26 protein-coding genes and 2 pseudogenes are annotated in these 23,865 nt (G+C 69.9%); 12 read left to right on the forward strand and 16 right to left on the reverse strand.

Annotated features, from left to right (window positions below):
- The first annotated feature begins 138 nt into the window (after positions 1-138).
- Entirely contained in the window at positions 139-327 is a 189-nt protein-coding gene (locus ACZ4UU_RS07500) for a hypothetical protein (protein WP_468037372.1), read from the forward strand.
- A gap of 35 nt (positions 328-362) precedes the next feature.
- On the opposite strand, the gene ACZ4UU_RS07505 is transcribed toward ACZ4UU_RS07500, so the two are convergent.
- The gene (locus tag ACZ4UU_RS07505; protein WP_468037374.1) at positions 363-1,286 is read right to left on the reverse strand and encodes a winged helix-turn-helix domain-containing protein; all 924 of its coding nucleotides are present in this window, start codon (positions 1,284-1,286) and stop codon (positions 363-365) included.
- Between the two features lie 176 nt (positions 1,287-1,462).
- Between ACZ4UU_RS07505 and ACZ4UU_RS07510 the strand changes: the two genes are divergently transcribed.
- On the forward strand, positions 1,463-1,642 hold the full coding sequence (locus ACZ4UU_RS07510) for a hypothetical protein (protein ID WP_468037376.1): 180 nt from the start codon (positions 1,463-1,465) through the stop codon (positions 1,640-1,642).
- Positions 1,643-1,835: 193 nt separating this feature from the next.
- Here the strand turns inward: ACZ4UU_RS07510 and ACZ4UU_RS07515 are convergent, their stop codons facing one another.
- Together ACZ4UU_RS07515 and ACZ4UU_RS07520 are read right to left on the reverse strand one after the other, a co-directional pair.
- Positions 1,836-3,128 (reverse strand): GNAT family N-acetyltransferase, encoded by a 1,293-nt coding sequence (locus tag ACZ4UU_RS07515; protein ID WP_468037378.1) that lies wholly within the window; start codon positions 3,126-3,128, stop codon positions 1,836-1,838.
- Positions 3,129-3,337: 209 nt separating this feature from the next.
- Positions 3,338-3,961: an RsiG family protein gene (locus ACZ4UU_RS07520; RefSeq protein WP_468037380.1), complete on the reverse strand. Its 624-nt coding sequence runs from the start codon at positions 3,959-3,961 to the stop codon at positions 3,338-3,340.
- Positions 3,962-4,144: 183 nt separating this feature from the next.
- Between ACZ4UU_RS07520 and dtd the strand changes: the two genes are divergently transcribed.
- Positions 4,145-4,570 carry a D-aminoacyl-tRNA deacylase gene (dtd, locus tag ACZ4UU_RS07525; RefSeq protein WP_468037382.1) on the forward strand — a complete coding sequence of 142 codons (426 nt, stop codon included), beginning with the start codon at positions 4,145-4,147 and terminating at the stop codon, positions 4,568-4,570.
- 26 nt (positions 4,571-4,596) lie between these two features.
- Here the strand turns inward: dtd and ygfZ are convergent, their stop codons facing one another.
- The 6 genes from ygfZ to ACZ4UU_RS07555 form a co-directional block, all read right to left on the reverse strand.
- On the reverse strand, positions 4,597-5,562 hold the full coding sequence (gene ygfZ, locus ACZ4UU_RS07530; RefSeq protein ID WP_468037384.1) for a CAF17-like 4Fe-4S cluster assembly/insertion protein YgfZ: 966 nt from the start codon (positions 5,560-5,562) through the stop codon (positions 4,597-4,599).
- 10 nt (positions 5,563-5,572) lie between these two features.
- Positions 5,573-6,010, reverse strand: coding sequence for a Fur family transcriptional regulator (locus ACZ4UU_RS07535; protein ID WP_030052152.1), 438 nt, complete (start codon positions 6,008-6,010; stop codon positions 5,573-5,575).
- A 49-nt stretch (positions 6,011-6,059) separates the two neighbouring features.
- Positions 6,060-6,635 carry a heme-binding beta-barrel domain-containing protein gene (locus ACZ4UU_RS07540; protein ID WP_468037386.1) on the reverse strand — a complete coding sequence of 192 codons (576 nt, stop codon included), beginning with the start codon at positions 6,633-6,635 and terminating at the stop codon, positions 6,060-6,062.
- A 228-nt stretch (positions 6,636-6,863) separates the two neighbouring features.
- Positions 6,864-7,733, reverse strand: a complete 870-nt coding sequence (locus ACZ4UU_RS07545; RefSeq protein WP_468037388.1) for a hypothetical protein — start codon at positions 7,731-7,733, stop codon at positions 6,864-6,866.
- Positions 7,730-8,527, reverse strand: a complete 798-nt coding sequence (locus ACZ4UU_RS07550; protein ID WP_468037390.1) for a hypothetical protein — start codon at positions 8,525-8,527, stop codon at positions 7,730-7,732. Before ACZ4UU_RS07550 ends, ACZ4UU_RS07545 begins: the two co-directional genes overlap by 4 nt.
- Complete coding sequence (locus ACZ4UU_RS07555) at positions 8,524-9,321, reverse strand: hypothetical protein (RefSeq protein ID WP_468037392.1); 798 nt, start codon at positions 9,319-9,321, stop codon at positions 8,524-8,526. The genes ACZ4UU_RS07550 and ACZ4UU_RS07555 overlap by 4 nt, the downstream gene beginning before the upstream one ends.
- Positions 9,322-9,424: 103 nt before the next feature.
- Between ACZ4UU_RS07555 and ACZ4UU_RS07560 the strand changes: the two genes are divergently transcribed.
- Positions 9,425-9,787 carry a DsrE family protein gene (locus tag ACZ4UU_RS07560; RefSeq protein WP_468037394.1) on the forward strand — a complete coding sequence of 121 codons (363 nt, stop codon included), beginning with the start codon at positions 9,425-9,427 and terminating at the stop codon, positions 9,785-9,787.
- 27 nt (positions 9,788-9,814) lie between these two features.
- On the opposite strand, the gene ACZ4UU_RS07565 is transcribed toward ACZ4UU_RS07560, so the two are convergent.
- The 5 genes from ACZ4UU_RS07565 to ACZ4UU_RS07585 form a co-directional block, all read right to left on the reverse strand.
- On the reverse strand, positions 9,815-10,075 hold the full coding sequence (locus tag ACZ4UU_RS07565) for a DUF3099 domain-containing protein (protein ID WP_468037396.1): 261 nt from the start codon (positions 10,073-10,075) through the stop codon (positions 9,815-9,817).
- An 88-nt stretch (positions 10,076-10,163) separates the two neighbouring features.
- The gene (locus ACZ4UU_RS07570; protein ID WP_003991226.1) at positions 10,164-10,451 is read right to left on the reverse strand and encodes a DUF1416 domain-containing protein; all 288 of its coding nucleotides are present in this window, start codon (positions 10,449-10,451) and stop codon (positions 10,164-10,166) included.
- 60 nt (positions 10,452-10,511) lie between these two features.
- Positions 10,512-11,351: a sulfurtransferase gene (locus tag ACZ4UU_RS07575; protein ID WP_468037398.1), complete on the reverse strand. Its 840-nt coding sequence runs from the start codon at positions 11,349-11,351 to the stop codon at positions 10,512-10,514.
- A 127-nt stretch (positions 11,352-11,478) separates the two neighbouring features.
- Positions 11,479-11,583 (reverse strand): putative leader peptide, encoded by a 105-nt coding sequence (locus ACZ4UU_RS07580; RefSeq protein WP_370260121.1) that lies wholly within the window; start codon positions 11,581-11,583, stop codon positions 11,479-11,481.
- Between the two features lie 223 nt (positions 11,584-11,806).
- A complete protein-coding gene (locus ACZ4UU_RS07585; protein ID WP_468037891.1) occupies positions 11,807-12,544 on the reverse strand; it encodes an LmeA family phospholipid-binding protein in 738 nt (245 codons plus the stop codon).
- 305 nt (positions 12,545-12,849) lie between these two features.
- Between ACZ4UU_RS07585 and ACZ4UU_RS07590 the strand changes: the two genes are divergently transcribed.
- From ACZ4UU_RS07590 to ACZ4UU_RS07600, 3 genes are all read left to right on the forward strand, one after another.
- Entirely contained in the window at positions 12,850-13,851 is a 1,002-nt protein-coding gene (locus ACZ4UU_RS07590) for a methionine synthase (protein ID WP_468037401.1), read from the forward strand.
- 15 nt (positions 13,852-13,866) lie between these two features.
- The gene (ligA, locus tag ACZ4UU_RS07595) at positions 13,867-16,062 is read left to right on the forward strand and encodes an NAD-dependent DNA ligase LigA (RefSeq protein ID WP_468037403.1); all 2,196 of its coding nucleotides are present in this window, start codon (positions 13,867-13,869) and stop codon (positions 16,060-16,062) included.
- A 272-nt stretch (positions 16,063-16,334) separates the two neighbouring features.
- A complete protein-coding gene (locus ACZ4UU_RS07600) occupies positions 16,335-18,569 on the forward strand; it encodes a putative bifunctional diguanylate cyclase/phosphodiesterase (protein WP_468037405.1) in 2,235 nt (744 codons plus the stop codon).
- Between the two features lie 42 nt (positions 18,570-18,611).
- On the opposite strand, the pseudogene ACZ4UU_RS07605 reads toward ACZ4UU_RS07600, so the two are convergent.
- Positions 18,612-19,043 (reverse strand): annotated as a pseudogene (locus ACZ4UU_RS07605) (TetR-like C-terminal domain-containing protein); the annotation flags it as partial.
- Here ACZ4UU_RS07605 and ACZ4UU_RS07610 point away from each other — a divergent pair.
- The 5 genes and pseudogenes from ACZ4UU_RS07610 to gatB all read left to right on the forward strand — a co-directional run.
- A pseudogene (locus ACZ4UU_RS07610) lies at positions 19,035-19,172 on the forward strand (DUF4267 domain-containing protein); the annotation flags it as partial. The pseudogenes ACZ4UU_RS07605 and ACZ4UU_RS07610 sit on opposite strands and share 9 nt — an antisense overlap.
- 124 nt (positions 19,173-19,296) lie before the next feature.
- Positions 19,297-19,593 carry an Asp-tRNA(Asn)/Glu-tRNA(Gln) amidotransferase subunit GatC gene (gatC, locus tag ACZ4UU_RS07615; protein WP_468037407.1) on the forward strand — a complete coding sequence of 99 codons (297 nt, stop codon included), beginning with the start codon at positions 19,297-19,299 and terminating at the stop codon, positions 19,591-19,593.
- Positions 19,594-19,599: 6 nt separating this feature from the next.
- The gene (gene gatA, locus ACZ4UU_RS07620; protein ID WP_468037409.1) at positions 19,600-21,093 is read left to right on the forward strand and encodes an Asp-tRNA(Asn)/Glu-tRNA(Gln) amidotransferase subunit GatA; all 1,494 of its coding nucleotides are present in this window, start codon (positions 19,600-19,602) and stop codon (positions 21,091-21,093) included.
- Positions 21,090-21,332 (forward strand): hypothetical protein, encoded by a 243-nt coding sequence (locus ACZ4UU_RS07625; RefSeq protein WP_079055846.1) that lies wholly within the window; start codon positions 21,090-21,092, stop codon positions 21,330-21,332. The genes gatA and ACZ4UU_RS07625 overlap by 4 nt, the downstream gene beginning before the upstream one ends.
- Before the next feature lie 15 nt (positions 21,333-21,347).
- Positions 21,348-22,862, forward strand: coding sequence for an Asp-tRNA(Asn)/Glu-tRNA(Gln) amidotransferase subunit GatB (gatB, locus tag ACZ4UU_RS07630; protein ID WP_468037411.1), 1,515 nt, complete (start codon positions 21,348-21,350; stop codon positions 22,860-22,862).
- A gap of 49 nt (positions 22,863-22,911) precedes the next feature.
- Here gatB and ACZ4UU_RS07635 read toward each other — a convergent pair whose 3' ends face one another.
- Complete coding sequence (locus ACZ4UU_RS07635; protein WP_468037413.1) at positions 22,912-23,715, reverse strand: SAM-dependent methyltransferase; 804 nt, start codon at positions 23,713-23,715, stop codon at positions 22,912-22,914.
- Positions 23,716-23,865 lie beyond the last annotated feature (150 nt).

Genomic DNA, 23,865 nt, shown 5'->3' on the forward strand with positions numbered 1-23,865 from the left:
TGACTAGGTACCAAGTGGGGACAACCTTATTAGAGTTGGCAACCAACTCGATCAAGTTGGCAGAACCTTTGCCTTCTTTCCGCACAACCCCCGACGCTCCACGCCCGTCCCGTCCGGCAGCCAGAAGGGGGAACGACCGTGCCTGCCATCACCTTCCTCTCCGCAGTCTTCATCCTCGGCTTCGAGCAACTCGTCCAGTGGAAGTACGGCCCGATGGGCATCATCGGGCTACTGCTGCTCACCATCGGCCTCAAGGCCAGAAGCCCGGCCCTCAGCTCCATCGGGGCCGTGGTGCTCGCCGCCCTGGTCACCCGCCCGGCGCTGTGACCGGCGAGTACCCGGGTCGGCCGCCGTGGGAGAGGTCAGGTCGTGAGCACCAGCTCCGAGCTGATCGTCTCCCACAGCGCGTTGAACCAGATGTGCGACTGCTCGACGAACGTCGTGTCACGCAGCCCGGCACCCTGCTCGAAGGCGAACAGCATCGACCGGGTGCCCTCGGCGTCGTACATCTCCAGCTGCTCGTGATCGACCTCCTCCTCGCGGCGCGTGACCGTGTAGTACGCGAAGAGCGCCTCCACGCCGTTGAGGAGGTAGAGCTTCACCGGCGGCGTGAAGGGCAGGGCGCGGAACGTCACGTTCACGTCGATGCCGTGCGAGGAGCGCAGGGCCAGCAGGTTGTGCCGCAGCACCTGCCCCTGCGCGTTGCGATGGGCCAGCCAGCGGCGTTGCAGCCGGCCCTGCTCGTCCGGGGCGTCCACCGGGGTCGGGAAGGCCAGGTCGATGTCCCGCGACGGCAGCAGGACGCGGACGTCGACCTTGGCCGGTTTCAGCTCCCCGGCGTGGATCCGGCGCAGCGGTTCGCCGATGGCGAGGGTCAGGGAGACCGACGTGAGGCACAGGGCGTCGACCTCGACATGGGGCGCCGCGAACGCGGCCGCGATACGCGGAGCCAGGGCCGCGGTGGTCGGCATCGGCGGGGCGCCGGGGCCGGTCGGGACCAGGCCGGCCGCCGTGCCCCGCAGCGGGGCCACGGTGGCGGGGCTGCCCTTGGAGACGTTGGTGAGCAGATGCTCCGACTGCAGGATGCGCAGCGCCTGCCGTACGGCACCGCGCTCGACGCCGAACTCGTCGGCCAGCTTGGCCTGTGTGGGCATGCGCTGCCCCGCCCGCAGCACGCCGGACCTGATCCGCGTGCGCAGCTCGTCGGCCACCTCTAGGTGTGTCTTCTGTGGCCGCTGTGTCCTCTTCCGTCCATTGACGGAGGCGTGTTCCGGGTCCACAACCAAAACACTACAACTTCCCGCCATCTTGTGGCAGTTCAAAGGTAGATGGTTATGAGACGCTTCCAAGTGGACATAAGTAAAGTGAAGTTGGTCGCCAACTTAGGCAACATGGTCAAACTTCCTGAGGGGTTGGCCACCAGAGTCGGTTCTGTCGACCATCGTCCCCGAAGGAGGACGGCATGCCGCTGATCTATCTCGCCGTCGCCGCACTCGCCATCGGATTCGAGCAGCTCGTCCAGTGGAAGTACGGGCCGATGGGCATCATCGCCTTCCTGGCCCTGTCCATCGGCCTCAAGGCAAGGAACACCATGATCAGCGGCATCGGCGCGGTGATCCTCGTCATGCTGCTGGCCCAGTAGGTACCAGTTTCGGCTGACCGGGCTCCCTTCCGGAGGGGAGCCGGGAGCCCGGTCGGTCAGCACAGCCACAACTCCACATCGACAACCGAACATCGATGCGCACAGCCACAACTGAAAAAGAGCAAGCAGAACAACAACCACAACCGCACAGCTCGCTACGGATGAGCAGTCCTGTCGCCGGCGAAACGGAGGTTCAGAAGACGTCCGGGCACCAAGGCCGCCTGGATGTACGCAGCAGGGCGTCGGCCACCAGGGCGGCGCCCGCTCGCTCTTCCCGCACCCGGCCCAGCGCGGCGAGCCGCACCGCGGACTCGTCGCCGAGCCAGAGACGGCCCAGGTCCGCGATGTCCAGGGTGAGTTCGGCGGTGGCCGTGGTCGGGGTGCACGAGGCGCCGTCCGCGGACGCCTCCAGCCGGAACCGCCCGCCCGTGAACCCGCCCCCGCCGCCGCTCCCGTGGCCGTCGTCCCCGTCCACGACGTCGAGCACCAGCGCCCCCTGCCCCTCGTACGTCCGCGCCTCCAGGGCCCGTACGACGTCCAGGACCCGCACCCACAGCCAGTCCGCCTGGGTCGTGACCCTGGCCGCCCGCGGATCGGGCAGGTAGAAGGGCAGCAGGTCGTCGGGGGCCCGCCAGCCGCTCTTCACCGTGGTGATCCAGTCGATCGAGCACAGGTAGCGCCACAACGCGCGCTCCGCGTCCGGGGTCGCCGCGATCAGCCAGTTCACGGACGCCGTGTTCAACGGCTGCTTGCCGTCGCCCCAGTGGTCGTCAGCCTGGTACGACACCAGCCCCTGGACCTCGCCGCCCGCCGAGCGGTACACGGCGAAGAAGGGCTCGGTCCACGGGGTCCTGTCCAGGCGCAGCGCCCCGGTGCTGACCTGCCACCACCGCTCGTCCCGGTCGACGGCGCCCGGCTGCGCCCCGCGCACCCGCTCGTACAGCTCCGGGCCGAGCTTGCGTACGTCCGCGCCGTCCACGAGGTCGATACGGCCGCCGTCCTCGGGGCCGGCCCATCTCGGGTCGAGGCCGGTGCGGGGGACGTCGACCGTCCACTGGGTGGTCCAGGTGGCGGGGCCGAAGCCGTAGCGGCCGTAGATCGGATACTCGGCGGCGATCAGGGTGGCCACGACGTCGCCGCGGTCCTTCGCGGCGGTGAGGTCGTGGGCCATCATGCGGGTCAGGATGCCTCGGCGGCGGTGGGTGGGGGTGACGGTGACGTTCGATATGGCGTCGGCCGGGACGGGGGTGCCGCCGACCGCGGTGATCTCCTGCGCGAAGGAGCGGAAGGTGGCGACGCAGCGGCCGTTGTCGAAGGCGCCGAGGGTGCGGGACGGGACGATGTACGAGCTGCGGTCGGCGATCTCCGTCTCGGAGACGTCGGGGTTGCGGAGGAAGCCGGTGTTCAGGGCCCTGGTCCAGTCGGGGATGTCGGCCTCGGTGATGGGGCGGACCTCTGTGCCTGTGTCGGGTGCGGGACGGCTCATGGAGTCACGGTAGGGGCGCGGGCACCGGGAGTGCTCCCAATTTTTCCCGCCCCCGCCGCCCCTACCCGTCCCATCCCTCGAAGGGGCTCCGCCCCTTCCACCCCACTGGGGCTGCCGCCCCAGGCCCCGCCATCGACCCGAGGGCCTCGTCCTCAAACGCCGGACGGGCTGAAGGACCTGAAAGAGCGCGGGGAACTGCGCGACACCCCCTAGGTCAGCAGGTCGTCCACCACAGCCTCACCGTCCCGGTACCGCCGCGTGATCTCCGCCCCGCACTCGTCCGCCGTCCGCTGCAACCGCTGTCGGCGTCGGGACACCTGCTGCTCGTACCCCACGAGCCTCGCCATCGCGGCGTTCAGCTCGACGTCCGTCCGTGCCTCCAGGTCCGACAGTTCGACCTCCGCCAGCATCTCGGCCGCCAGCAGCCGGTACTCCTCGCTCTGCGGGGTGCCCAGCGTGACGTGGCGGGCGGAGGAGCGGTGGCGGGCCGGGGCGTCGGTGAGGATCTCCGAGAGGCGCTCCACGACGGACGCGGCGCCCGCGGGAGAGCGCCGCGCGAGTTCCGCCCGCAGGATGTCGATCCGCCCTTGCAGCAGCCGACGTACATAACTCAGGTCCGCCTCGTCCCGCTGCGCGTCCCGCCGCAGGGTGCGCAGTTCGGGAAGACTGAGCACGGTCAGATCGGGCTCGGGCGGATCGGCGGGCAGCCGTGGATCCGCCCCCGGGCCCGGATCGTCGGCGGTGCGCTGTGTGGGCGGCCTCAGCCCGGCAGGCTGGCCCGCGTGGCTCAACACGACAGCCCCAGGAGGCTGCCCGGTACTCGGTGTGCTCATATGCCTCTACCGTCCCCTCGACCGGCGTGTGGAAGCATGGTGCCATCCCAAGTGGCCCCTATGTGACCGAGTGCCCACGAACAGCCCCAGATGGGGGCTTAAGGATCAAAAAACAGTCCCCCAAAGAAGCCCCGCGTAGGCCCCTTTACCTGCGGCTCTCCCCGCACCCGGCATGATGGCCGCATGCGAGCTGTGGTGCAGAGGGTGGACGGCGCGAGTGTCGTCGTGGACGACGAGACCGTCGGCGAGATCGTGGGCGAAGGGCTGTGCGTGCTCGTCGGAGTCACGCACGAGGACACCAAGGAGAAGGCGGCCCAACTCGCCCGCAAGCTCTGGTCGATCCGCATGCTGAACGACGAGAAGTCGTGCAGCGACATCGACGCCCCGCTCCTCGTCATCAGCCAGTTCACCCTCTACGGCGACGCCCGCAAGGGACGCCGGCCCACCTGGAACGCCGCCGCGCCCGGCGATGTCGCCGAGCCGCTCGTCGACGAGGTCGTCGCCCGGCTCCGCGCCCTGGGCGCGACGGTGGCGACGGGCCGGTTCGGTGCCAAGATGCGGGTGGGCCTGACGAACGACGGTCCGTTCACCGTGCTCCTGGAGATCTAGGCCACTACGCGGCCCCGGTCGCCCGGCTACGGCTCGACGACCACTTCCTGCGCGGCCGCCGTCTCTCCGGCCAGGAGCCTCGCGTCCACCGGCACGTTCCGCTTGACCAGCGCCAGCGCGACCGGGCCCAGCTCGTGGTGGCGTACCGACGTGGTGATGAAGCCGATCTTCCGGCCGTCGGGGCCCTCGTCGGCCGGACGGAGCTCCGTGCCGTGAGCGGGCAGGTGGACCTCGCTGCCGTCCAGGTGCAGGAAGACCAGGCGGCGCGGCGGCTTGCCGAGGTTCTGGACCCGGGCGACCGTCTCCTGGCCTCGGTAGCAGCCCTTCTGCAGGTGCACCGCGGTGCCGATCCAGCCCAGCTCGTGCGGGATGGTGCGGTGGTCGGTCTCGAAGCCGAGGCGCGGGCGGTGGTGCTCGACGCGCAGTGCCTCGTGGGCGAGGATGCCGGCCGCCGGGCCCGCCTTCTCGGCGTACGACTCCAGGTCGGCGCGCGGGAGGAACAGATCACGGCCGTACGCCGTCTCGCGTACGACGGCGCCCTCGGGGACCTCGGCGATGGACCCGGCGGGCAGATGGACGACCGCGAACTCGGCGGTCCGGTCGGCGACTTCGACCTGGTAGAAGAACTTCATCGACTCCAGGTACGCGATCAGCGCGTCCTGGGTGCCGGGCTCGACATGGGCCCAGACCGTCGTGCCGTCGTCGACGAGATACAGCGCGTGCTCGATGTGTCCGTTCGCGGAGAGGATCAGCGCCTCGGTGGCCTGGCCCACCGGGAGGTCGCTGACGTGCTGGGTGAGCAGCAGATGCAGCCAGCTCAGCCGGTCCTGGCCGGTGACGGCGACGACTCCGCGGTGCGAGAGGTCGACGAAACCGGAGCCGTCGGCGAGCGCGCGCTGCTCGCGGAACAGATCGCCGTAGTGCGCGGCGACGCCTTCGTCCACGCCCTCGGCGGGTACAGCGCCGGGCAGGGTCAGCAGGGGGCTCTTCATATGCCTAAGCCTACGACTCGGTAGTTGAACTCTTCAGGGAGCAGTCCTTGCAGCGGCCGAAGATCGCGAAGTGCTTCATGTCGGTCTCGAAGCCGAAGGTCCGGCTCAGCTTGGCGGTGAACTCGGCGGCCACCTGGACGTCCGCCTCGATGACGCTCTCGCAGTCCCGGCAGACCAGGTGGAGGTGGTGGTGGCGGTCGGCGAGGTGATACGTCGGCGCACCGTGCCCGAGGTGGGCGTGGCTGACCAGCCCGAGTTCCTCAAGGAGCTCCAGGGTCCGGTACACGGTGGAGATGTTGACCCCCGACGCCGTCTTCCTCACTTCCACGAGGATGTCGTCGGGGGTCGCGTGCTCAAGGGTGTCCACGGCTTCGAGGACAAGCTGACGCTGCGGCGTCAGCCGGTAGCCGCGCTGCCTGAGGTCGCTCTTCCAGTCGGTGCTCACCACACCGGAAAGTCTAGAGCCACTCGAAGGAATGCCTACGGAACGAGCCCGCCTACTTGAAGAAGGCGATGCCGTCGTCCGGCATGTCGTCGGGCAGGGCCTTGGCCCAGCGCTCGACCTCCTCCGGGGTGACGACCTTCTTCAGGTGCGCCGACATGTAGGGGCGCAGCTCGACCTCGGGGGTCTGCTTCTCGCCGACCCACATCAGGTCGCTCTTGACGTAGCCGTACAGGCGCTTGCCGCCGGTGTAGGGCCCGGAGGCGGCCGTGCGGGCCACCGCGTCCGTGACCAGGTCGATCTGGGGCTTCTTGGCGGCGAGCTCGCCGTACCAGACCTCGACGACGCCGTCGTGGCGGACCATCGTGACCTCGACCTTGCGGTCGGCGTCGATGCGCCAGAAGCCGTGCTCGGATTCCAGGGGCCTCACCTTGTTGCCGTCGTTGTCCAGCACCCAGGTGTGCGAGCGGTACTCCAGGAAGTCCCGGCCGTCGTGCGTGAAGGCGACCTCCTGCCCGAAGTTGCACTTCTCGGAGCCGGGGAAGTCGTGTACGCCCGCGCCCGCCCAGTTGCCGAGCAGGAAGGCGAGGGGGACGAGGTCCTTGTGGAGGTCGGACGGGATCTCGATCATGAGGGGAAGTTCCTAGGTGTGGGTCAGCGCTGGCCCTGGTACAGCTTCTTCACGGTCAGCCCGGCGAAGGCGAGAACGCCGACGCAGACCAGGACCAGCAGGGCTTCGAAGAAGATCTCCACGGGGTGCTCCTCGATTGAGCGCGGGGAATGCTTTGGGTACACAGGGCCGGGCCCCAGCTTACGCGGCCGGGGCCGGGCCCTCTGTGTGAGGTGCGCCCTCGCGGGCTCAGCCGAGCAGCTGGCTCTGGAGCACCACCGTCTGCTGGAAGGGGACGGCCGCGGCACCGCCCTCGCGGGACTGCACGACCAGCCCCAGGACGTCACCCGAGACGAGGTACGCCTGCCGGACCTGCTCGGCGCCGTAGGGCTTGGCCTCGACGTAGGCGTAGTGCCGTACCTCGACCACCTCGGCGTCGGTGGAGAAGTCCTCGTCCGTGTGCACCTGGTCGGCGCCGCGCAGGGCGTAGGTGGGCGAGTCGAAGTTGGTGAGGTGGTCCTGCTGGAGCACGTCGGCCACCTGACCGGTCTCGAACTGCAGCAGGTAGATCCGGGTGTGCGTACCGTCCGGCGTGGTCCAGCCGCGGGCCGCGATGTGCCGCAGGGCATGGTCCGTGAGCAGCTGGCGGAGGTCGTCCCGGTCCTCCTCCTGTTCGTACGCCGCCAGGAAGTCCTTCGTCGCCAGCCAGCCGTCGCGCCCGCTCAGCTTCTTGTCCGCCTCGGCCCCCGTGGGCGCCGGCAGCAGCAGCTCGCGCAGGTCAGCGTGGTGGAGGGAGGCCGGGTTCTCCTCGGCGAACGGCTCCGGGCTGCCGGCGGGCAGCGGTGGCCTGGTGATCTCCGGGTACGTCCAGCGTCCGTCCGTCTCGGTCGCGAGACCGGGCACCTCCGTACGTTCCATGCGCGTGATGCCGTACGCGGTGGAGGCACCGACGGCGGCGAAGACGACGACGGCCGCGGTCCAACGCAGGGCGGCGCGCAGGACACGGCGGTCCTTCTTTGCCGGGGGAACGGGGGGAACGGGGGGAGCGACCGGATCGCCGTCCGGCTGCGGCGGTGTGTCGGTCGAGGGCGCCGTCGTCGTGTGCTGCTGCTCGGTCATACGGCCTTCCCCGGTTCGTCGATGCGGTCGAGCTGTCGGGTGACGAACACCCCGATGCCGGCCATGTCGACCGGTCGGCTGCCCGCAGCCGTGAAGCTGATCAGGACGTCTCCCGAGTAGGCCGCGCAGAACACCCGGTCGAGCTGCTGGTCCTCGCCCTTGGGCGTCAGGAAGCACTTGGCGTTCTTGTGGCCCTCGATCTTCGGCCCCTTGCGGAAGACGCCGAGGTCGGAGAAGAACTCGTTCTGGGACGTCGCGATGTCCCGTGCGGCGGCACGGCTCTCCATCCGCGCGATGGCGACGCTGACGGAGAACGCCTCGCCGAAGTTGATCGCACGGCGGGTCGCGTAGAAGTAGCTGCGCATCACCATGCCCTTGACGCTCTGCTTGTCGATCTCCTTCTCCAGCTGCCGGCGCTGGGTGCGGGGGAGGTCCTTGAGCGACTCCTTGCGCAGGGCGGTGGCCTGACGGCCGCTGAGCTCGGCGTCGGAGCCGAACTCTCCGAGATCGGGGCCGCGGGTGTAGCTGTTCTCCCCGTACGGCAGCAGCAGCCCGCGCAGCCCCGGGACCGCCTCCGCCGCCTGTGCCGCCTTGCCGGCGGCCGCGGACGGCTCGGAGAACTTCCAGGTCGGGCGGCCCGGATCGCGGTCGGCGTTCTGGACGGTGACCACGGTGTAGCCGGCACCGGCGACGACGGCACCGACCAGCAGGACGGTCCCGGCGAGGGCGGCGAGACGCGAGGGGCGCGGCCGCTTCCGCTCGGAGGGCTGGGGGCTCTCAGGTGTCTCGGTCACAGCCGCTCCATCTGCCGCTCGGCGAGATCCATGATCTTCTCCTTGGAGATCGGCTTGGTGTCGAAGACCCAGACGTGCATCACGATGTCGCCGCGCCAGGCGTGGGCCTCGGCCGAGTACACCGGGAGGTAGCCGGCGTTCCGCTCCGGGGTGTCGTGCACGTACGCCATGCCGTCACCCGTGCCGGGGACGGGCCAGCTGCGGGTGTCGGTCTTCTCCTCGGCCCAGTAGTACGCGGTCTCGGCATGGGTGCCGGCCGCCAGGGCCTCCTCCTGGCGGAACTGCGCCAGCTCGATCTCGACGTTGTGGGTGGTGCCCACCCGCCAGCCCGTGACGGCGGCCCGGCGGAACTCGTCGTCGACGAGGTCACTGAACATCTCGCCCGGCTCCTCGTAGCCACCCGCATAGTCGGCGAGGTCCAACCAGCCGTCGCTGCCTGCCGGGATCAGGGGATCCCGCGCGCCCTTGGGCCGCTGGAGCAGCAGCTCGCGCAGATCACCGGCGGTCCTCACCCGGCGGTCCTCGGCGGCGGACAGCGGCTCGGCCACGCCCTTGGCCCGCTCGACCACGGGCTGGGACAGGGGCGGCAGCTTCGTGGGCTGGCGTTCGGCCTGCACCAGGTAACCGGCGCAGGTCCCGGCGACGAGCCCGAGCACGACGGCTCCGGCGATCAGCAGCGCCGTACGCCCACGCGGCCGAGGCCTGGGCCGGGGCTCGGGCTCCGACTGGGGCAGCGGGCCGGGCGCTGCCTCCCCCACCCCTTCAGGCACATCCAACTCTTCAGGTACGTCCAAGACGTCTCCCCCACGGAACGTGAAGTGCGCATTCCGTATGCGCGCGCACAGGAGACCCATGGCCAACGCTTCAGGTTGTAAGGGAGTTGATTACGATTCGGCCATGGCGAAGAAGCTGGTGATCAAGGTGACGGCGGGGGCCGATGCCCCCGAACGCTGCTCACAGGCGTTCACGGTCGCGGCGGTGGCCGTGGCCAGCGGAGTCGACGTCTCCGTATGGCTGACCGGCGAGTCCGCGTGGTTCGCCCTGCCGGGCCGCGCCGCCGAGTTCGAGCTCCCCCACGCGGCCCCGCTCCCCGACCTGATCGACGCGATCCTCGCGAGCGGCCGCCTCACCCTGTGCACCCAGTGCGCGGCCCGCCGGGACATCACGGAGAAGGACGTCATCGAGGGCGTACGGATCGCGGGTGCGCAGGTGTTCGTGCAGGAGGCGCTGGGGGACGAGACGCAGGCGCTCGTCTACTGAGACATCAGGGGTACCGGAGCCGCACACCTACTGTGGCCGCTTCTTGCCGTCCAGCTCGTCCCACCACTCGTCGGACTGTGGGTCACCGGAGGGGTCGTCCCACCAGCGGTCCTCCGGCCCCCGCCGGTTGGCGACCATCGCGGCCAGCGGCGGGATGACCATGGCGACCACACACATGCCCACGGCCGCCGGCACCGACCAGAGGCGTACCACGCCCCAGGCCAGGACGAAGAGCGTGATGCACGTCCCCATCATGGCGAAGTAGATGTGGCGTCGCCGTGCGTACATACGTCCAGAGTAGGTCCGCACAGACCGAAGGGCCGTACCCCGGGCGTCCAACCCGCGGGGTACGGCCCTTCGACCGATCAGGTGCGTCTCAGACCGCGATCGCGACCTCGGCCAGGCCGCCCTGCTGGGCGACGACCGTGCGGTCGGCGGTGGCGCCGGGGACCAGCGCGCGTACGGTCCAGGTGCCCTCGGCCGCGTAGAAGCGGAACTGGCCCGTGGCGGAGGTGGGGACCTCCGCGGTGAACTCGCCGGTCGAGTCCAGCAGTCGGACGTAACCGACCACGGGCTCGCCGTCCTTCGTCACCTGGCCCTGGATCGTGGTCTCACCGGGCTTGATCGTCGAGGCGTCGGGGCCGCCGGCCTTCGCTCCACACATGTCTTTCTCCAAGAGGGGTCTGACCGGAAACGAAGGCCGGTCGGGATGGAAGAGGTTTGCTTACTTGTTGGCGCCGAGCTCGATCGGAACGCCGACGAGCGAGCCGTACTCGGTCCAGGAGCCGTCGTAGTTCTTGACGTTCTCGACACCGAGCAGCTCGTGCAGGACGAACCAGGTCAGCGCGGAGCGCTCGCCGATACGGCAGTAGGCGATGGTGTCCTTCGCCAGGTCGACCTGCTCCTCGGCGTAGAGCTCCTTGAGCTCGTCGTCCGACTTGAAGGTGCCGTCGTCGTTGGCGTTCTTCGACCACGGGATGTTGCGCGCGGACGGGACGTGGCCCGGACGCTGCGACTGTTCCTGCGGGAGGTGGGCCGGGGCGAGCAGCTTGCCGCTGAACTCGTCGGGCGAACGGACGTCGACCAGGTTCTGCGAGCCGATCGCGGCGACGACGTCGTCACGGAAGGCGCGGATGGCCGTGTTCTGCGGCTTGGCCTTGTAGGTGGTCTCGGGGCGCTCCGGGACCTCCTCGACCAGCTCGCGGGCGTCCAGCTCCCACTTCTTGCGGCCGCCGTCGAGAAGCTTGACGTTCTCGTGGCCGTAGAGCTTGAAGTACCAGTAGGCGTACGACGCGAACCAGTTGTTGTTGCCGCCGTAGAGGATCACCAGGGTGTCGTTGGCGATGCCCTTGGCCGACAGGAGCTTCTCGAAGCCCGCCTGGTCGACGAAGTCACGGCGGACCGGGTCCTGGAGGTCCTTGGTCCAGTCGATACGGATCGCGTTCCTGATGTGGTTCTTCTCGTAGGCGGACGTGTCCTCGTCCACCTCCACGATCGCGATGCTGGGGTTGTCCAGGTTCTCCTGGACCCAGTCGGCGTCGACGAGGACGTCGCTGCGGCTCATGCTCTTCTCTCCTCCGGGGCAGTTGCGGCGGGGCGTGCGAGTGCGAGGGTGGTGCGTGCTCGGGCCGAGACGACGCACCTGTGCCCTGGTCAGGGCAGCGGGGAAACGCAGAAGTCGGAGCTTCCGCTCAGAAGGGGCGACAGAGCATGGCGGCAACGCGGCAGAGGTCTACTGCCCGCCGCTTCGTGAGATCCGCCTGTCGCTTCATGGGCTCGATCGTAGGGACGGACATGCGGGCGTGTCACCGGCGTGTCGCATGCTGAGACGAGATTGTCCGCGATACGGGATGGAGAGGGCGTCGAGTCCGGTCCCGCACGGGTTCCGGGCGGGTGTAGCGGCGGTCACATCTACGCTGCGGACGGCGCCGTCTCGCCAATTGGACACAGTCGGTCGGGCACTGGAGCCGGGCGCGGGAGCCGGGGCACAGGAGGCGGCCCTTGGCGGTCGCAGCCGTACTACCCGGCGAGGCGGACGTTCGAACCCTTCACCGTGATCTCGACGCCGTTCTTCGCCGCCTGGACCTTGTCGAGCTGGATGCCGCCTGGCAGACCGTCGATCTTCTGCTCGAAGTCGGTGATGGCACGGGCCCGGTCTTCGGCGATGTCGGCGCCGCCGAAGCTGGGCAGGGTGTCGGCGTGCACCTTCACGGTGTCGCCCTCGGTGGTGACCGAGCTGAGGACGTAGACCGGGTTCGGGAGCTTGGTGCCGAGGACGGTGGCCTCTACGGCGACCTTGATCTTGCCGTTGCCGCCGTCCGACAGTCCGATGACGCTGGCGGTGACACCGGGCGCGACCTCGGTGGGCTCGGACTTGGCGGTCTTCAGCAGCTCGGCGTAGGTGATGGACGCGGTGCCGGTTGCGGTGGCCGCGGTGGCGGAGCTGTAGTCGCCGGAGAACTCGACGCCCTTCATGTTCGCCGTGAGGTCGTCGATCCGGATCGTCTTGCCGTCGGTGCCGGTGGCCGCCTCGTAGTCCTTGATCCCGACCTCGACGTCGTCCAGCGAACCGCTCGCCACCTGCGTCAGGAACGGAAAGCCCTTGATGGACACGTCCGGTGCGGCGGCCAGGTTCTCAGAGGTCTGCAGCTTCCCGGCCGCCTCGTCCTCGGCGAACCCCACGGCGAGCCGGTCGGCCAGCACGAAGAGGCCACCCAGGATCACGACGGTTATCAGCAGTATCCGCAGGGCTCGCATGTTGTGGTGTTCCCCCACCTCGGAGTCGTCAACGACGACGAGCGTAACTCTGCGGAAGGCTTGACCCGGCGGATTGTCGATCACCTGTGACAGCGGGACTTCTCTCGCCCCCGCCGCCCCTACCCGTCCCATCCTTCTGGGGCTCCGCCCCAGACCCCGCTCCTCAAACGCCGGAGGGGCTGAGTACTTCAGCCCGTCCGGCGTTTGAGGACGAGGCCCGAAGGGCCGAGAGCGGGGGTCTGGGGGCGCAGCCCCCAGGGACGGGACGGGTAGGGGCGGCGGGGGCGAAAACATAGGGTGCTCACGTGAACGCAGACATTCGCTTCGGCGCGGCCACCGCCATCGGCTCCATGCCCGGCGCCGACGCCCGCGAGGCAGCCAAGACCGTCACCGGCTCCTTCGAGGACTTCCCCCACCTCCCCGAGCTCCCCGCCCGCGGCCCCGGCGCGGACATGATCGGCCGCACCGCGGGACTGCTCGTTGAGCTGTACGCACGCGTGGAGCCCAGCGGCTGGCGCATCGGGGACCGCCCGGGCCGGGACACCAGGCGCGCCCGGTCCTGGCTGGGCGAGGACCTCGACGCGCTGGAGGAGTTCACCCAGGGATACGAGGGGCTGCTGAAGATCCAGGCAGTCGGTCCCTGGACCCTGGCGGCGGCACTGGAGTTGAGGAACGGCGAGGTGGTCCTCTCCGACCCGGGCGCCTGCCGCGACCTCACCGCCTCCCTCGCCGAGGGCCTGCGCCTGCACCTGGCGGAGGTCCACCGCCGAGTCCCCGGCGCACAGCTCGTCCTCCAGCTCGACGAACCCTCCCTCGTCGCCGTACTCCGCGGGCAGATCAAGTCGGCCAGCGGCTACCGCACCCACCGCGCCGTGGACCGGCAGATCGTCGAGGCGGGCCTGCGTGACGTCGTCGGGGTTCACGGCGACGGCCCCGTCGTGGTGCACTCGTGCGCGCCGGACGTCCCGTTCGCTCTGCTGCGCCGGGCGGGCGCGGCGGCGATCTCCTTCGACTTCTCCCTCCTCACCGAGCGTGACGACGACGCGATCGGCGAGGCGGTGGAAGCCGGGACGCGGCTCTTCGCCGGTGTCGTCCCGGGCACGGACGGCCGATTGTCAGACCCTGCCGGTAGCGTCATGGGTGTCAGGACGCTGTGGCGCAGGTTGGGGCTGGCACCGGGGCTTCTCGCGGAGGCGGTCACCATCACGCCGTCGTGCGGACTCGCGGGGGCGTCCCCGGATTACGCGCGCAGGGCACTCGCCCATTGTGTCCAGGCGGCGAGATCCCTCGCGGACAACCCAGAGTAACGGGAGGACGATACGGTGGCCGGCGACAAGCAGGCGGAGACGACGGCGGTGCCCGCCGAGGCCCGCGACGAGCACGCGCAGCTGGCGGAGCAGGTCGAGGAGCACCGCTTCCGGTACTACGTGAAGGACGCGCCCGTCATCAGCGACGCGGACTTCGACAAGTTGCTGAAGACGCTGGAGGCGTTGGAGGAGAAGCACCCGGAGCTGCGTACACCGGACTCGCCGACCCAGAAGGTCGCGGGGTCCTACGAGACGGAGTTCACGGCGGTCGAGCACCGCCAGCGGATGCTGTCGCTCGACAACACCTTCAACGACGACGAACTCGCCGCCTGGGTCGACCGCATCGCCCGGGAGCTGGGCGAGCAGGAGTACCACTTCCTGTGCGAACTGAAGGTGGACGGCCTCGCCGTCAACCTCACCTACGAGAACGGCCGCCTCGTGCGCGCGGCCACCCGGGGCGACGGCCGCACGGGCGAGGACATCACCCCGAACGTCCGCACCATCGCGGAGATCCCGGACCGTCTCCAGGGTGACGAGGTCCCCGACCTGGTGGAGATCCGCGGTGAGGTCTACTTCCCGATGGAGAAGTTCCTGGAGCTCAACGAGCGCCTGGTCGCGGCGGGCGACAAGCCCTTCGCCAACCCCCGTAACGCCGCCGCCGGTTCGCTGCGCCAGAAGGACCCGCGCGTCACCGCCACCCGCCCGCTGCACATGGTCGTCCACGGCATCGGCGCCCTGGAGGGCTTCACGGGCATGACCCGGCTCTCCCAGGCCTACGACCTCCTCAAGACCTGGGGTCTGCCCACCTCGCGGCACAACCGCGTGGTCGACGACCTCGGTGGCGTACGGGAGTTCATCGCCCACTACGGCGAGAACCGCCACTCCGTGGAGCACGAGATCGACGGAGTCGTCGTCAAGCTCGACGAGATCCGTCTCCAGGGCCGCCTCGGCTCCACCGCGCGTGCTCCGCGCTGGGCGATCGCCTACAAGTACGCGCCGGAAGAGGTCAACACCAGGCTCGTCGACATCAAGGTCGGCGTCGGCCGCACCGGCCGCGTCACGCCGTACGCCCAGGTCGAGCCGGTCACGGTGGCCGGCAGCGAGGTGGAGTTCGCGACGCTGCACAACCAGGAGGTCGTCAAGGCCAAGGGCGTGCTCATCGGCGACACCGTGGTCATCCGCAAGGCCGGGGACGTCATCCCGGAGATCCTCGGACCGGTCGTCGACCTGCGCGACGGCAGTGAGCGGGAGTTCGTGATGCCGAGCGAGTGCCCCGAGTGCGGTACGGCGCTCAGGCCCATGAAGGAGGGCGACATCGACCTCCGCTGCCCCAACGCCCGTACCTGTCCGGCCCAGTTGCGGGAGCGGGTCTCCTATCTCGCGGGCCGCGAGTGCCTGGACATCGAGCACTTCGGTGACGTGGCCGCCGCCGCGCTCACCCGGCCGCTGGAGCCGGCCGATCCGCCGCTGGTCGACGAGGGCGACCTGTTCGACCTGACGGTGGAGAAGCTGCTGCCCATCAAGGCCTATGTCCTCGACCAGGACAGCGGTCTGCCCAAGCGGGACCCCAAGACGGGCGAGGAGAAGGTTGTCACGGTCTTCGCCAACCAGAAGGGTGAACCGAAGAAGAACACCCTGGCCCTGCTGGAGCACATCGAGGCGGCCAAGCAGCGCCCGCTCGCCCGCTTCCTCAACGGGTTGTCCATCCGGCATGTCGGGCCGGTGGCGGCGCAGGCCCTCGCGCGCGAGTTCCGCTCGGTGGACCGCATCGAACAGGCCACCGAGGAGGAGCTGGCGGCGACCGACGGCGTCGGGCCCATCATCGCCGCCGCGCTCAAGGAGTGGTTCGCCGAGGACTGGCACCGCGAGATCGTCCGGAAATGGAAGGCGGCCGGGGTCCCGCTGGAGGAGCAGTCGACGGGCGAGGACGAAGGCCCGCGTCCGCTGGAAGGGCTTACCGTCGTCGTCACCGGCACGCTGGAGCAGTTCACCCGCGACGGCGCCAAGGAGGCGTTGCAGAGTCGCGGAGCGAAAGTGACCGGCTCCGTTTCGAAGAAGACATCTTTTGTGGTGGTGGGTGACAGCCCGGGTTCCAAGTACGACAAGGCCATGCAGCTCAAGGTGCCTGTTCTGAACGAGGACGGCTTCACCGTTCTGCTGGAACAGGGACCGGACGCGGCGGCCGAAGTTGCCCTCTCCCCGGAGGAGTAGCGGTTGAAGGCCCCCTGATCGGCGCATACCAGATGCATACGGGTGCCTGGGGCGCATTCGGGCAACCGTCGACGACCGCTGCCCGTGGAAGCCTTCTGCGGCCTACTGTTGAGATGTGCGCCTGCCGTGCCCAGCTGCGGTTGGGGCATCCCCTTGCTCTTCACGAGCCTTGAAGGGCCGGGGGAAGGGTTTTCCAACGCGGTGCCGTTGAAGGTTGTTGTCGGGCATCGGGCCGCGTGGCGTGGGCACCGCCGGCTGTGAGAGGGACGGGAATGGAACCGACCGAGAGCGCCGCCCCCGACTCACGGCTGCGCCGGATGGCCGGCGCGTGGCGGGGGTGGGCGGCGCGAAGCGCGGAGCGTTCGCGCTTGGAAAGAGACGCGGCGGGCGGCGCCGGACAGCGCACCGCGGCGGACGGCCACACCGCCGTGCGGCTCGACGCCGAGCACACCACCGCGCCGCCCGACTCCGACCACGAACGGCACCTGTCCTGGCCGGCGCTGCCCGCGGCGGTCGTCGCGGCGGCCGGGTTCGTCCTCGGCGCCGGGTTCTACCGGGCGTTCACCGACGACCACGCGCTCTTCCCGTCCGGCACCGTCGGCTGGTCCCTGGCCGTGCTGACCGGCATCATCGTCGGCCACCTCGTCGCGCTCGGCCGCGCCCGCTGGTGGGGCGGCACCGGCTCCGGCGCCGCCCTCACCCTCGCCGTGCTGATGCTGTACGGCTGGGTCCCCGCGGGCATGGTCAGCCTCACCGTGGTCGTGCTGGTCGGCATCGCCCGCCGGGGCCGCTGGCGGCAGGGCGTGCTGCACGGCGCGGTGGACATCCTCGGCATCGCCGCCGGCGCCCTGGTGCTGGCCGCCTTCGGCCGGGTGCCGACCGTCGAGACCCCCTGGGACCCGGACACCTGGACGCTCTACACCGCACCCGGCGTGGTGCTCGTAGCAGCCGCCTATCTCGCGGTCACCCGGGTCCTGCTCTGGTATCTGAACGCCCCGCGCGCCGGTCTGCCCACCGTCGCCCGCACCGCCCTGGTCCGGCAGGGCCTGGTCGCGGTCGCGCTGCTCGGCATCGCACCGCTGGTGTGTGTGGTCGCCCTCGCCAAGCCCCTGCTGCTGCCGCTGTTCGCCATCCCGCTCATCGCCCTCGACTCCACCCTGTGGATCGCCCGGGCGCGCGCGGAGGAGCAGCTGCGCGACCCGCTGACCGGACTGCCCAACCGGCAGTGGCTGCTGGAACGGATCTGGACCGCGCTCGACGACGCCGAGCGCATCGGCGCCCGGTCCGCCCTGATGCTGATCGACCTCGACCGTTTCCGATCGGTCAACGACACGCTCGGTCATCTCGCCGGAGACCGGTTGCTGTTGCAGATAGCCGATCGGCTGCGCCTCGCCCTGCCACGCGGAGCGGAGGCCGCGCGGCTCGGCGGCGACGAGTTCGCCGTCTTACTGCCGGTCGCCGACTCCACGACGTCCGCGACCCGGGTGGCCCGCAGCCTGGTCGCCGCCCTCAGCTCCCCGCTCGACCTCGACGGCCTCACCCTGGTCCTGGAGGCCAGCGCGGGCGTCGCCGTCTTCCCCGACCACGCCCTCGACGCCGAGGGGATGCTGCGGCGCGCGGACGTGGCGATGTACCAGGCGAAGCGGGACCGCACCGGCGTAGAGGTCTACGAGTCGAAGCGGGACTCCAACACCCCGGACCGGCTGGGTCTGCTGGGGGATCTGCGCCGTGCCCTGGACGCGCACGAGGTCGAGCTGCACTACCAGCCGAAGGTCCGCTTCGACGGCCAGGTCGCAGGCCTGGAGGCCCTGGTCCGCTGGGTGCATCCGGAGCGCGGGAAGGTGCCGCCGGACGAGTTCATAGCGATCGCCGAGTCGTCGGGGCTGATGCCGCAGCTGACGGAGTACGTGCTGGAGACGGCGCTCGGGCAGGTGGCGCGGTGGCGTGCCCAGGGGCTGTACGTGCCGGTCGCGGTCAACGTCTCTCCCCGTGACGTCCACACCCCCGGATTCGCCGGCTCCGTCGCCGCGCGGCTCGCCCGGCACGGCGTCCCGGCGGGAGCACTCCAACTGGAGATAACGGAACACGTCCTGCTGGAGGACCCGCAGCGCGCCGCCGACACGCTCGCCGGGCTGACCGGCCACGGCGTGAAGATGTCCCTGGACGACTTCGGCACCGGGTACTCCTCCCTCGTGCACCTCAGACGTCTGCCCGTGAGCGAGCTGAAGATCGACCGCTCGTTCGTGGCGCGGCTCGCGGTGGACAACGAGGACGCTGAGATCGTGCGCTGCACCGTGGACCTGGCGCACTCCCTGGGCCTGCTCGTGGTCGCCGAGGGCGTCGAGGACGACGAGACCTGGGAGCGCCTGCGGGACCTGCGCTGTGACGCCGTACAGGGTTGGCTGGTCGCGGCGGCGATGCCGCCGGAGGAGACGACGGCGTGGTTGCGCGCCCGCGGCTCCCGGGGCTGGCAGCGGCCGCGCGCAGCGCTGCCCGCCGCCGAGTGACGTCCGTCGACGGCCGGCACCCCGTCCGTCACACCCCCGCCGCTACGCCCCCGCCGTGAAGTGCCGCGTCAGCAGCTCCAGTCGCTGCTGATGCGCCCGCTCCGGTAGCCGGCCGCTGCGCATCAGGGTCACCAGGCCGTGCAGGGCGGCCCAGTACGTCTCCGTGAGCAGAGCCGGGTCTTCCCCCTCGGCGGCGATCGGCTCCACCGCCGCCAGCAGTTCGGCGAAGGCCTCCTGGAGGGGGGCCGGGGCCTCGGGCGTGGCGAACGGCAGGTCCACGCGGAGCGTGAACATCGCGTCGTACAGGGCCGGTCGGCGTCGTGCGAACGCCGTGTACGCCTCGCCCACCGCCGCGAGCGCCCCCTCTCTGCCCTTCGCCGCCGTCCGGGCCGTACGCAACTCGACGGCCATCTCGGCGCAGCCCTGCACCGCGACCGCCGCCATGATCGCGGTCTTGCCCTTGAAGTCGCCGTGGCGATCGTGCCGCTCTCCGACACGCTGACAGTGCTGCGGCACGGCGGTACGAAGGCCGTCGCCTTCGGCATTCACTTCGCCACGGCGGTCGTCGTACTCATCAGTGCCGTCCTGCTCTTCCTCGTCTGAGGCCGGGACCGGGTCCGCGAACGGGGCCGGGGAAACCGTTTCACGGGCATCGCTCCCCGCCCCATAGGATTGGGACGACTAGCCCCAGCCCCGAACCACAAACTCTCACCCAGAGGATCGCTGCATGCCTGGCATCACGCGCGAGGAGGTCGCCCACCTCGCCCGGCTGGCGCGTCTGGAGCTGAAGCCCGAAGAGCTCGAGCACTTCGCGGGACAGCTGGACGACATCATCGGCGCGGTCGCACGCGTCAGTGAGGTCGCCGACCAAGACGTACCGCCGACCTCGCACCCGCTCCCGCTGACGAACGTCATGCGCGAGGACGAGGTCCGTCCCTCGCTCACCCCCGAGCAGGCGCTCTCCGGCGCCCCGGCCCAGGAGCAGCAGCGTTTCAAGGTGCCGCAGATCCTGGGGGAGGACTAAGAAGTCATGACGGACATCATCAAGCTCACCGCCGCCGAGACCGCCGCGAAGATCGCCTCCGGCGAGCTCACCGCGGTCGCGGTCACCGAGGCCCACCTGGCCCGTATCGAGGCCGTCGACGAGAAGGTGCACGCCTTCCTGTACGTCGACCGCGAGGGCGCCCTCGCCCAGGCGCGCGCCGTCGACGAGAAGCGGGAGAGGGGCGAGAAGCTCGGACCGCTCGCCGGTGTTCCCCTCGCGCTGAAGGACATCTTCACCACCGAGGGCATCCCCACGACCGTCGGCTCGAAGATCCTGGAAGGGTGGATTCCGCCGTACGACGCCACCCTCACCAAGCGCCTCAAGGCCGCTGACGTCGTCATCCTCGGCAAGACCAACATGGACGAGTTCGCCATGGGGTCGTCGACGGAGAACAGCGCCTACGGTCCCACCGGCAACCCCTGGGACCTCACCAAGATCCCCGGCGGCTCCGGCGGCGGCTCCTCCGCCGCGCTCGCCTCGTTCCAGGCGCCCCTCGCCATCGGCACCGACACCGGCGGCTCCATCCGCCAGCCGGCCGCCGTCACCGGCACGGTCGGCGTGAAGCCGACATACGGGGCCGTCTCCCGCTACGGCATGGTCGCGTTCTCCAGCTCGCTGGACCAGGGCGGGCCCTGTGCCCGTACGGTGCTCGACGCGGCGCTGCTGCACGAGGTCATCGCCGGGCACGACCCGATGGACTCGACGTCGATCGACGCGCCCGTCCCGCCGGTCGTCGAGGCCGCCCGCAACGGCAGCGTGCAGGGCATGCGCGTCGGCGTCGTCAAGCAGTTCCGCGGCGAGGGCTACCAGGTCGGCGTCATCCAGCGTTTCGACGAGTCCGTCGCCCTCCTCAAGGAGCTGGGCGCGGAGATCGTCGAGCTGGACTGCCCGTCCTTCGATCTCGCACTCTCCGCGTACTACCTGATCGCGCCCTCCGAGTGCTCCTCCAACCTCGCCCGCTTCGACGGCCTGCGCTACGGCCTGCGGACCGGCGACGACGGCTCGAACTCCGCCGAGGCGGTCACCTCCCTCACCCGTGAGGCGGGCTTCGGCCCCGAGGTCAAGCGCCGCATCATGCTGGGCACGTACGCCCTGTCGAGCGGGTACTACGACGCGTACTACGGCTCCGCGCAGAAGGTCCGTACGCTCATCACCCGCGACTTCGAGAAGGCTTTCGAGCAGGTCGACGTGATCGTCTCGCCGACGACGCCGACCACCGCCTTCGCGATCGGCGAGCGCGCCGACGACCCGATGGCGATGTACCTCGCGGACCTGTGCACCATCCCGACGAACCTCGCGGGCAACGCGGCCATGTCGCTGCCCTGCGGTCTCGCACCGGAGGACAACCTCCCGGTCGGCCTCCAGATCATCGCCCCGGCGCTGAAGGACGACCGGCTGTACAAGGTCGGGGCGGCCGTCGAGGCGGCCTTCGTGGAAAAGTGGGGTCACCCGCTGATCGAGGAGGCTCCGTCGCTGTGAGTAAGGCAATGTCCAAGGCCAAGGGCTTCAAGAACTCCAAGTCCGGTCTGTACCTGTCCATGGCCACCACCGCGTTCGGTGCGGTCAACGTCGTCAAGCAGGCCAAGAAGGCCCGCGTGGAGAGCGACACGCTCCGTCTGATCGACGCCGCAGTGTCCGCCACCGCGATCGTCACCGGCCTCGCCATCCTCTACCGCGAGCTGAAGCGGCTGGGCGACGACGACGTCCTGCTGGGCTGAGAGGGAAGTTTCACCGTGACCACCACGACCGACCTGGTGTCGTACGAGGACGCACTCGCGTCGTACGACCCCGTCATGGGCCTTGAGGTCCATGTCGAACTCGGCACCAAGACCAAGATGTTCTGCGGCTGTTCGACCGAACTCGGTCAGGACGCCAACACGCAGACCTGCCCCGTCTGCCTCGGCCTGCCCGGCGCGCTCCCGGTCGTCAACGCGACCGGCGTCGAGTCCGCGATCAAGATCGGTCTCGCGCTGAACTGCGAGATCGCCGAGTGGTGCCGCTTCGCCCGGAAGAACTACTTCTATCCGGACATGCCGAAGAACTTCCAGACCTCCCAGTACGACGAGCCGATCGCCTTCAACGGCTACCTCGACGTCCAGCTGGAGGACGGCGAGACCTTCCGTGTGGAGATCGAGCGCGCCCACATGGAGGAGGACACCGGCAAGTCGACCCACGTCGGCGGTGCGACGGGCCGTATCCACGGCGCCTCGCACTCGCTGCTGGACTACAACCGCGCCGGCATCCCGCTCATCGAGATCGTCACCAAGCCGATCGAGGGCGCGGGCGAGCGTGCCCCCGAGGTGGCGAAGGCGTACGTCCGTGAGCTGCGCGAGGTCATCAAGGCGCTCGGCGTGTCGGAAGCCCGCATGGAGATGGGGCAGATGCGCTGCGACGTGAACCTGTCGCTGCGCCCGAACGGCACCGAGAAGTTCGGCACCCGCTCGGAGACGAAGAACGTCAACTCGCTGCGGTCCGTGGAGCGCGCGGCCCGTTTCGAGATCCAGCGTCACGCGGCCGTGCTCAGCAGCGGCGGGACGATCATCCAGGAGACCCGTCACTTCCACGAGGACACGGGGTCGACGACCTCGGGCCGCGTGAAGGAAGAGGCCGAGGACTACCGGTACTTCCCCGAGCCGGACCTCGTTCCGGTGGCCCCCTCGCGCGAGTGGGTCGAGGAGATCCGGGCGGCCCTGCCCGAGCTGCCGCTGGCCCGCCGCACCCGGCTCCTCGCCGAGTGGGGCATCTCGGCCACCGACATGCAGGCCATCCTCAACGCCGGTGCGCTGGACCCGATCGTTGCCACGATCGACGCCGGTGCCGACGCCGCGTCCGCCCGTAAGTGGTGGATGGGCGAACTGGCGCGCAGCGCCAACGAGTCGGGCAAGACGCTGGACGAGCTGGCCATCACGCCGGAGCAGGTCGCCCGGGTCACGGCCCTGGTGGGCGAGGGCTCCCTCAACGACAAGCTGGCCCGCCAGGTCATCGAGGGCGTCCTCGCGGGCGAGGGCACCCCGGACGAGGTCGTCGACAAGCGCGGTCTGAAGGTCGTCTCGGACGAGGGCGCTCTGGGTGCCGCCGTCGACGAGGCCATCGCCGGCAACCCGGGCATCGCCGACAAGATCCGCTCCGGCAAGGTCGCCGCGGCCGGTGCCCTGGTCGGCGCGGTCATGAAGGCCACGCGCGGTCAGGCGGACGCGGCCCGCGTCAAGGAGCTGATCCTGGAGAAGCTGGGCGTCAGCGAGGGCTGAGCCCGGACCTGAGAATGGCCCCGGAGGCGGTGCCTCCGGGGCCATTGGCTTACTTACGGCGTCCTACGAGTCGTACGAAGCCCAGCGCCCGGCCCTCGTCCGCCCGTACGGCCTTGCGGACCCGGCGGGCCATCGTGCGATGGAACTCCTCCGGGCTCTCCTCGGCGACGACGTCGCACCACAGCAGCCAGTCCCGCCAGCCGTCGTCCAGCCAGTCGGCGGTCTCGACCTCGACGACCCCGCTGCGGGTCCAGTGGCGCCGCCACCAGTCGGTGGAGTGGAAGACCCACCAGTCGGGCTCCCAGTACTCCTTGAGATGCTCCGGGGGCTCGGTGCCCTCGATCTCCTCCCGCACCGCGGGAACGACGATCCCGATCCGCCCGCCCGGCTTCAACAGCCGGGTCAGCGTGGGCAGATAGAGATCGTTCGTGCCGAAGTACTGGTACGCGTCGATGCTCACGATCGCGTCGAAGCAGGCCTCGGCGAACGGCAGGTCGTGCGCCTCGGCGTGCACGGGCAGCACCAGGTCGGCGAAACCGGCTTCGGCGACGCGCTTGGCGTTGTCGTCGGGCTTGACCCACAGGTCGGCCGCGGTGACCTGGGCGTTGAACTCCCTGGCCAGGAAGACGGAGGTCATGGCGCGGCCGCAGCCCAGGTCGAGGACGCGGGCACCGGGGCGCAGGGCGTCCAGGCCGAGAGCGGGGGCGAGCCACTCCAGCAGCCACAGCGCGTTCGGGCCCATCTGGTTCTCGATGACCCAGCGGACGTCATAGCTGTTGCTGCGCGGGTAGCGGGCGTGGGTCAGCCGCTGGGTGAGTTCCTCATCCGAGGTCCTCGGGGTGATGTCTGGCATCGGTGAACCGGCTCCTTGAGTCCGGGGAAGCGGAAAGGGATACGGAGGAGCTCGGTCGGACGCTCAAACAATGCACCTGCCCAGGTCGGCGGCGGTGTGCCGCGGGAACGGCGGACCTTCGGACGCTAGCAGCCCGCCCTTCGGACCGGC

This window comes from Streptomyces sp. NPDC028907, assembly GCF_055564995.1.

Bases quoted from the DNA above. Each gene is read 5' to 3' on its own strand.
- gatA (WP_468037409.1), top strand. From the start codon at position 19,600: ATGACGGACATCATCAAGCTCACCGCCGCCGAGACCGCCGCGAAGATC.
- ACZ4UU_RS07520 (WP_468037380.1), bottom strand. From the start codon at position 3,961: ATGAGCACACCGAGTACCGGGCAGCCTCCTGGGGCTGTCGTGTTGAGC.
- ACZ4UU_RS07600 (WP_468037405.1), top strand. From the start codon at position 16,335: ATGGAACCGACCGAGAGCGCCGCCCCCGACTCACGGCTGCGCCGGATG.
- ACZ4UU_RS07580 (WP_370260121.1), bottom strand. From the start codon at position 11,583: ATGTCCGTCCCTACGATCGAGCCCATGAAGCGACAGGCGGATCTCACG.
- ACZ4UU_RS07585 (WP_468037891.1), bottom strand. From the start codon at position 12,544: ATGCGAGCCCTGCGGATACTGCTGATAACCGTCGTGATCCTGGGTGGC.
- ACZ4UU_RS07570 (WP_003991226.1), bottom strand. From the start codon at position 10,451: ATGTGTGGAGCGAAGGCCGGCGGCCCCGACGCCTCGACGATCAAGCCC.
- ACZ4UU_RS07575 (WP_468037398.1), bottom strand. From the start codon at position 11,351: ATGAGCCGCAGCGACGTCCTCGTCGACGCCGACTGGGTCCAGGAGAAC.
- ygfZ (WP_468037384.1), bottom strand. From the start codon at position 5,562: ATGAAGAGCCCCCTGCTGACCCTGCCCGGCGCTGTACCCGCCGAGGGC.
- ACZ4UU_RS07560 (WP_468037394.1), top strand. From the start codon at position 9,425: ATGGCGAAGAAGCTGGTGATCAAGGTGACGGCGGGGGCCGATGCCCCC.
- ACZ4UU_RS07515 (WP_468037378.1), bottom strand. From the start codon at position 3,128: ATGAGCCGTCCCGCACCCGACACAGGCACAGAGGTCCGCCCCATCACC.
- ACZ4UU_RS07540 (WP_468037386.1), bottom strand. From the start codon at position 6,635: ATGATCGAGATCCCGTCCGACCTCCACAAGGACCTCGTCCCCCTCGCC.
- ACZ4UU_RS07635 (WP_468037413.1), bottom strand. From the start codon at position 23,715: ATGCCAGACATCACCCCGAGGACCTCGGATGAGGAACTCACCCAGCGG.
- gatC (WP_468037407.1), top strand. From the start codon at position 19,297: ATGCCTGGCATCACGCGCGAGGAGGTCGCCCACCTCGCCCGGCTGGCG.
- dtd (WP_468037382.1), top strand. From the start codon at position 4,145: ATGCGAGCTGTGGTGCAGAGGGTGGACGGCGCGAGTGTCGTCGTGGAC.
- ACZ4UU_RS07510 (WP_468037376.1), top strand. From the start codon at position 1,463: ATGCCGCTGATCTATCTCGCCGTCGCCGCACTCGCCATCGGATTCGAG.
- ACZ4UU_RS07545 (WP_468037388.1), bottom strand. From the start codon at position 7,733: ATGACCGAGCAGCAGCACACGACGACGGCGCCCTCGACCGACACACCG.
- ACZ4UU_RS07565 (WP_468037396.1), bottom strand. From the start codon at position 10,075: ATGTACGCACGGCGACGCCACATCTACTTCGCCATGATGGGGACGTGC.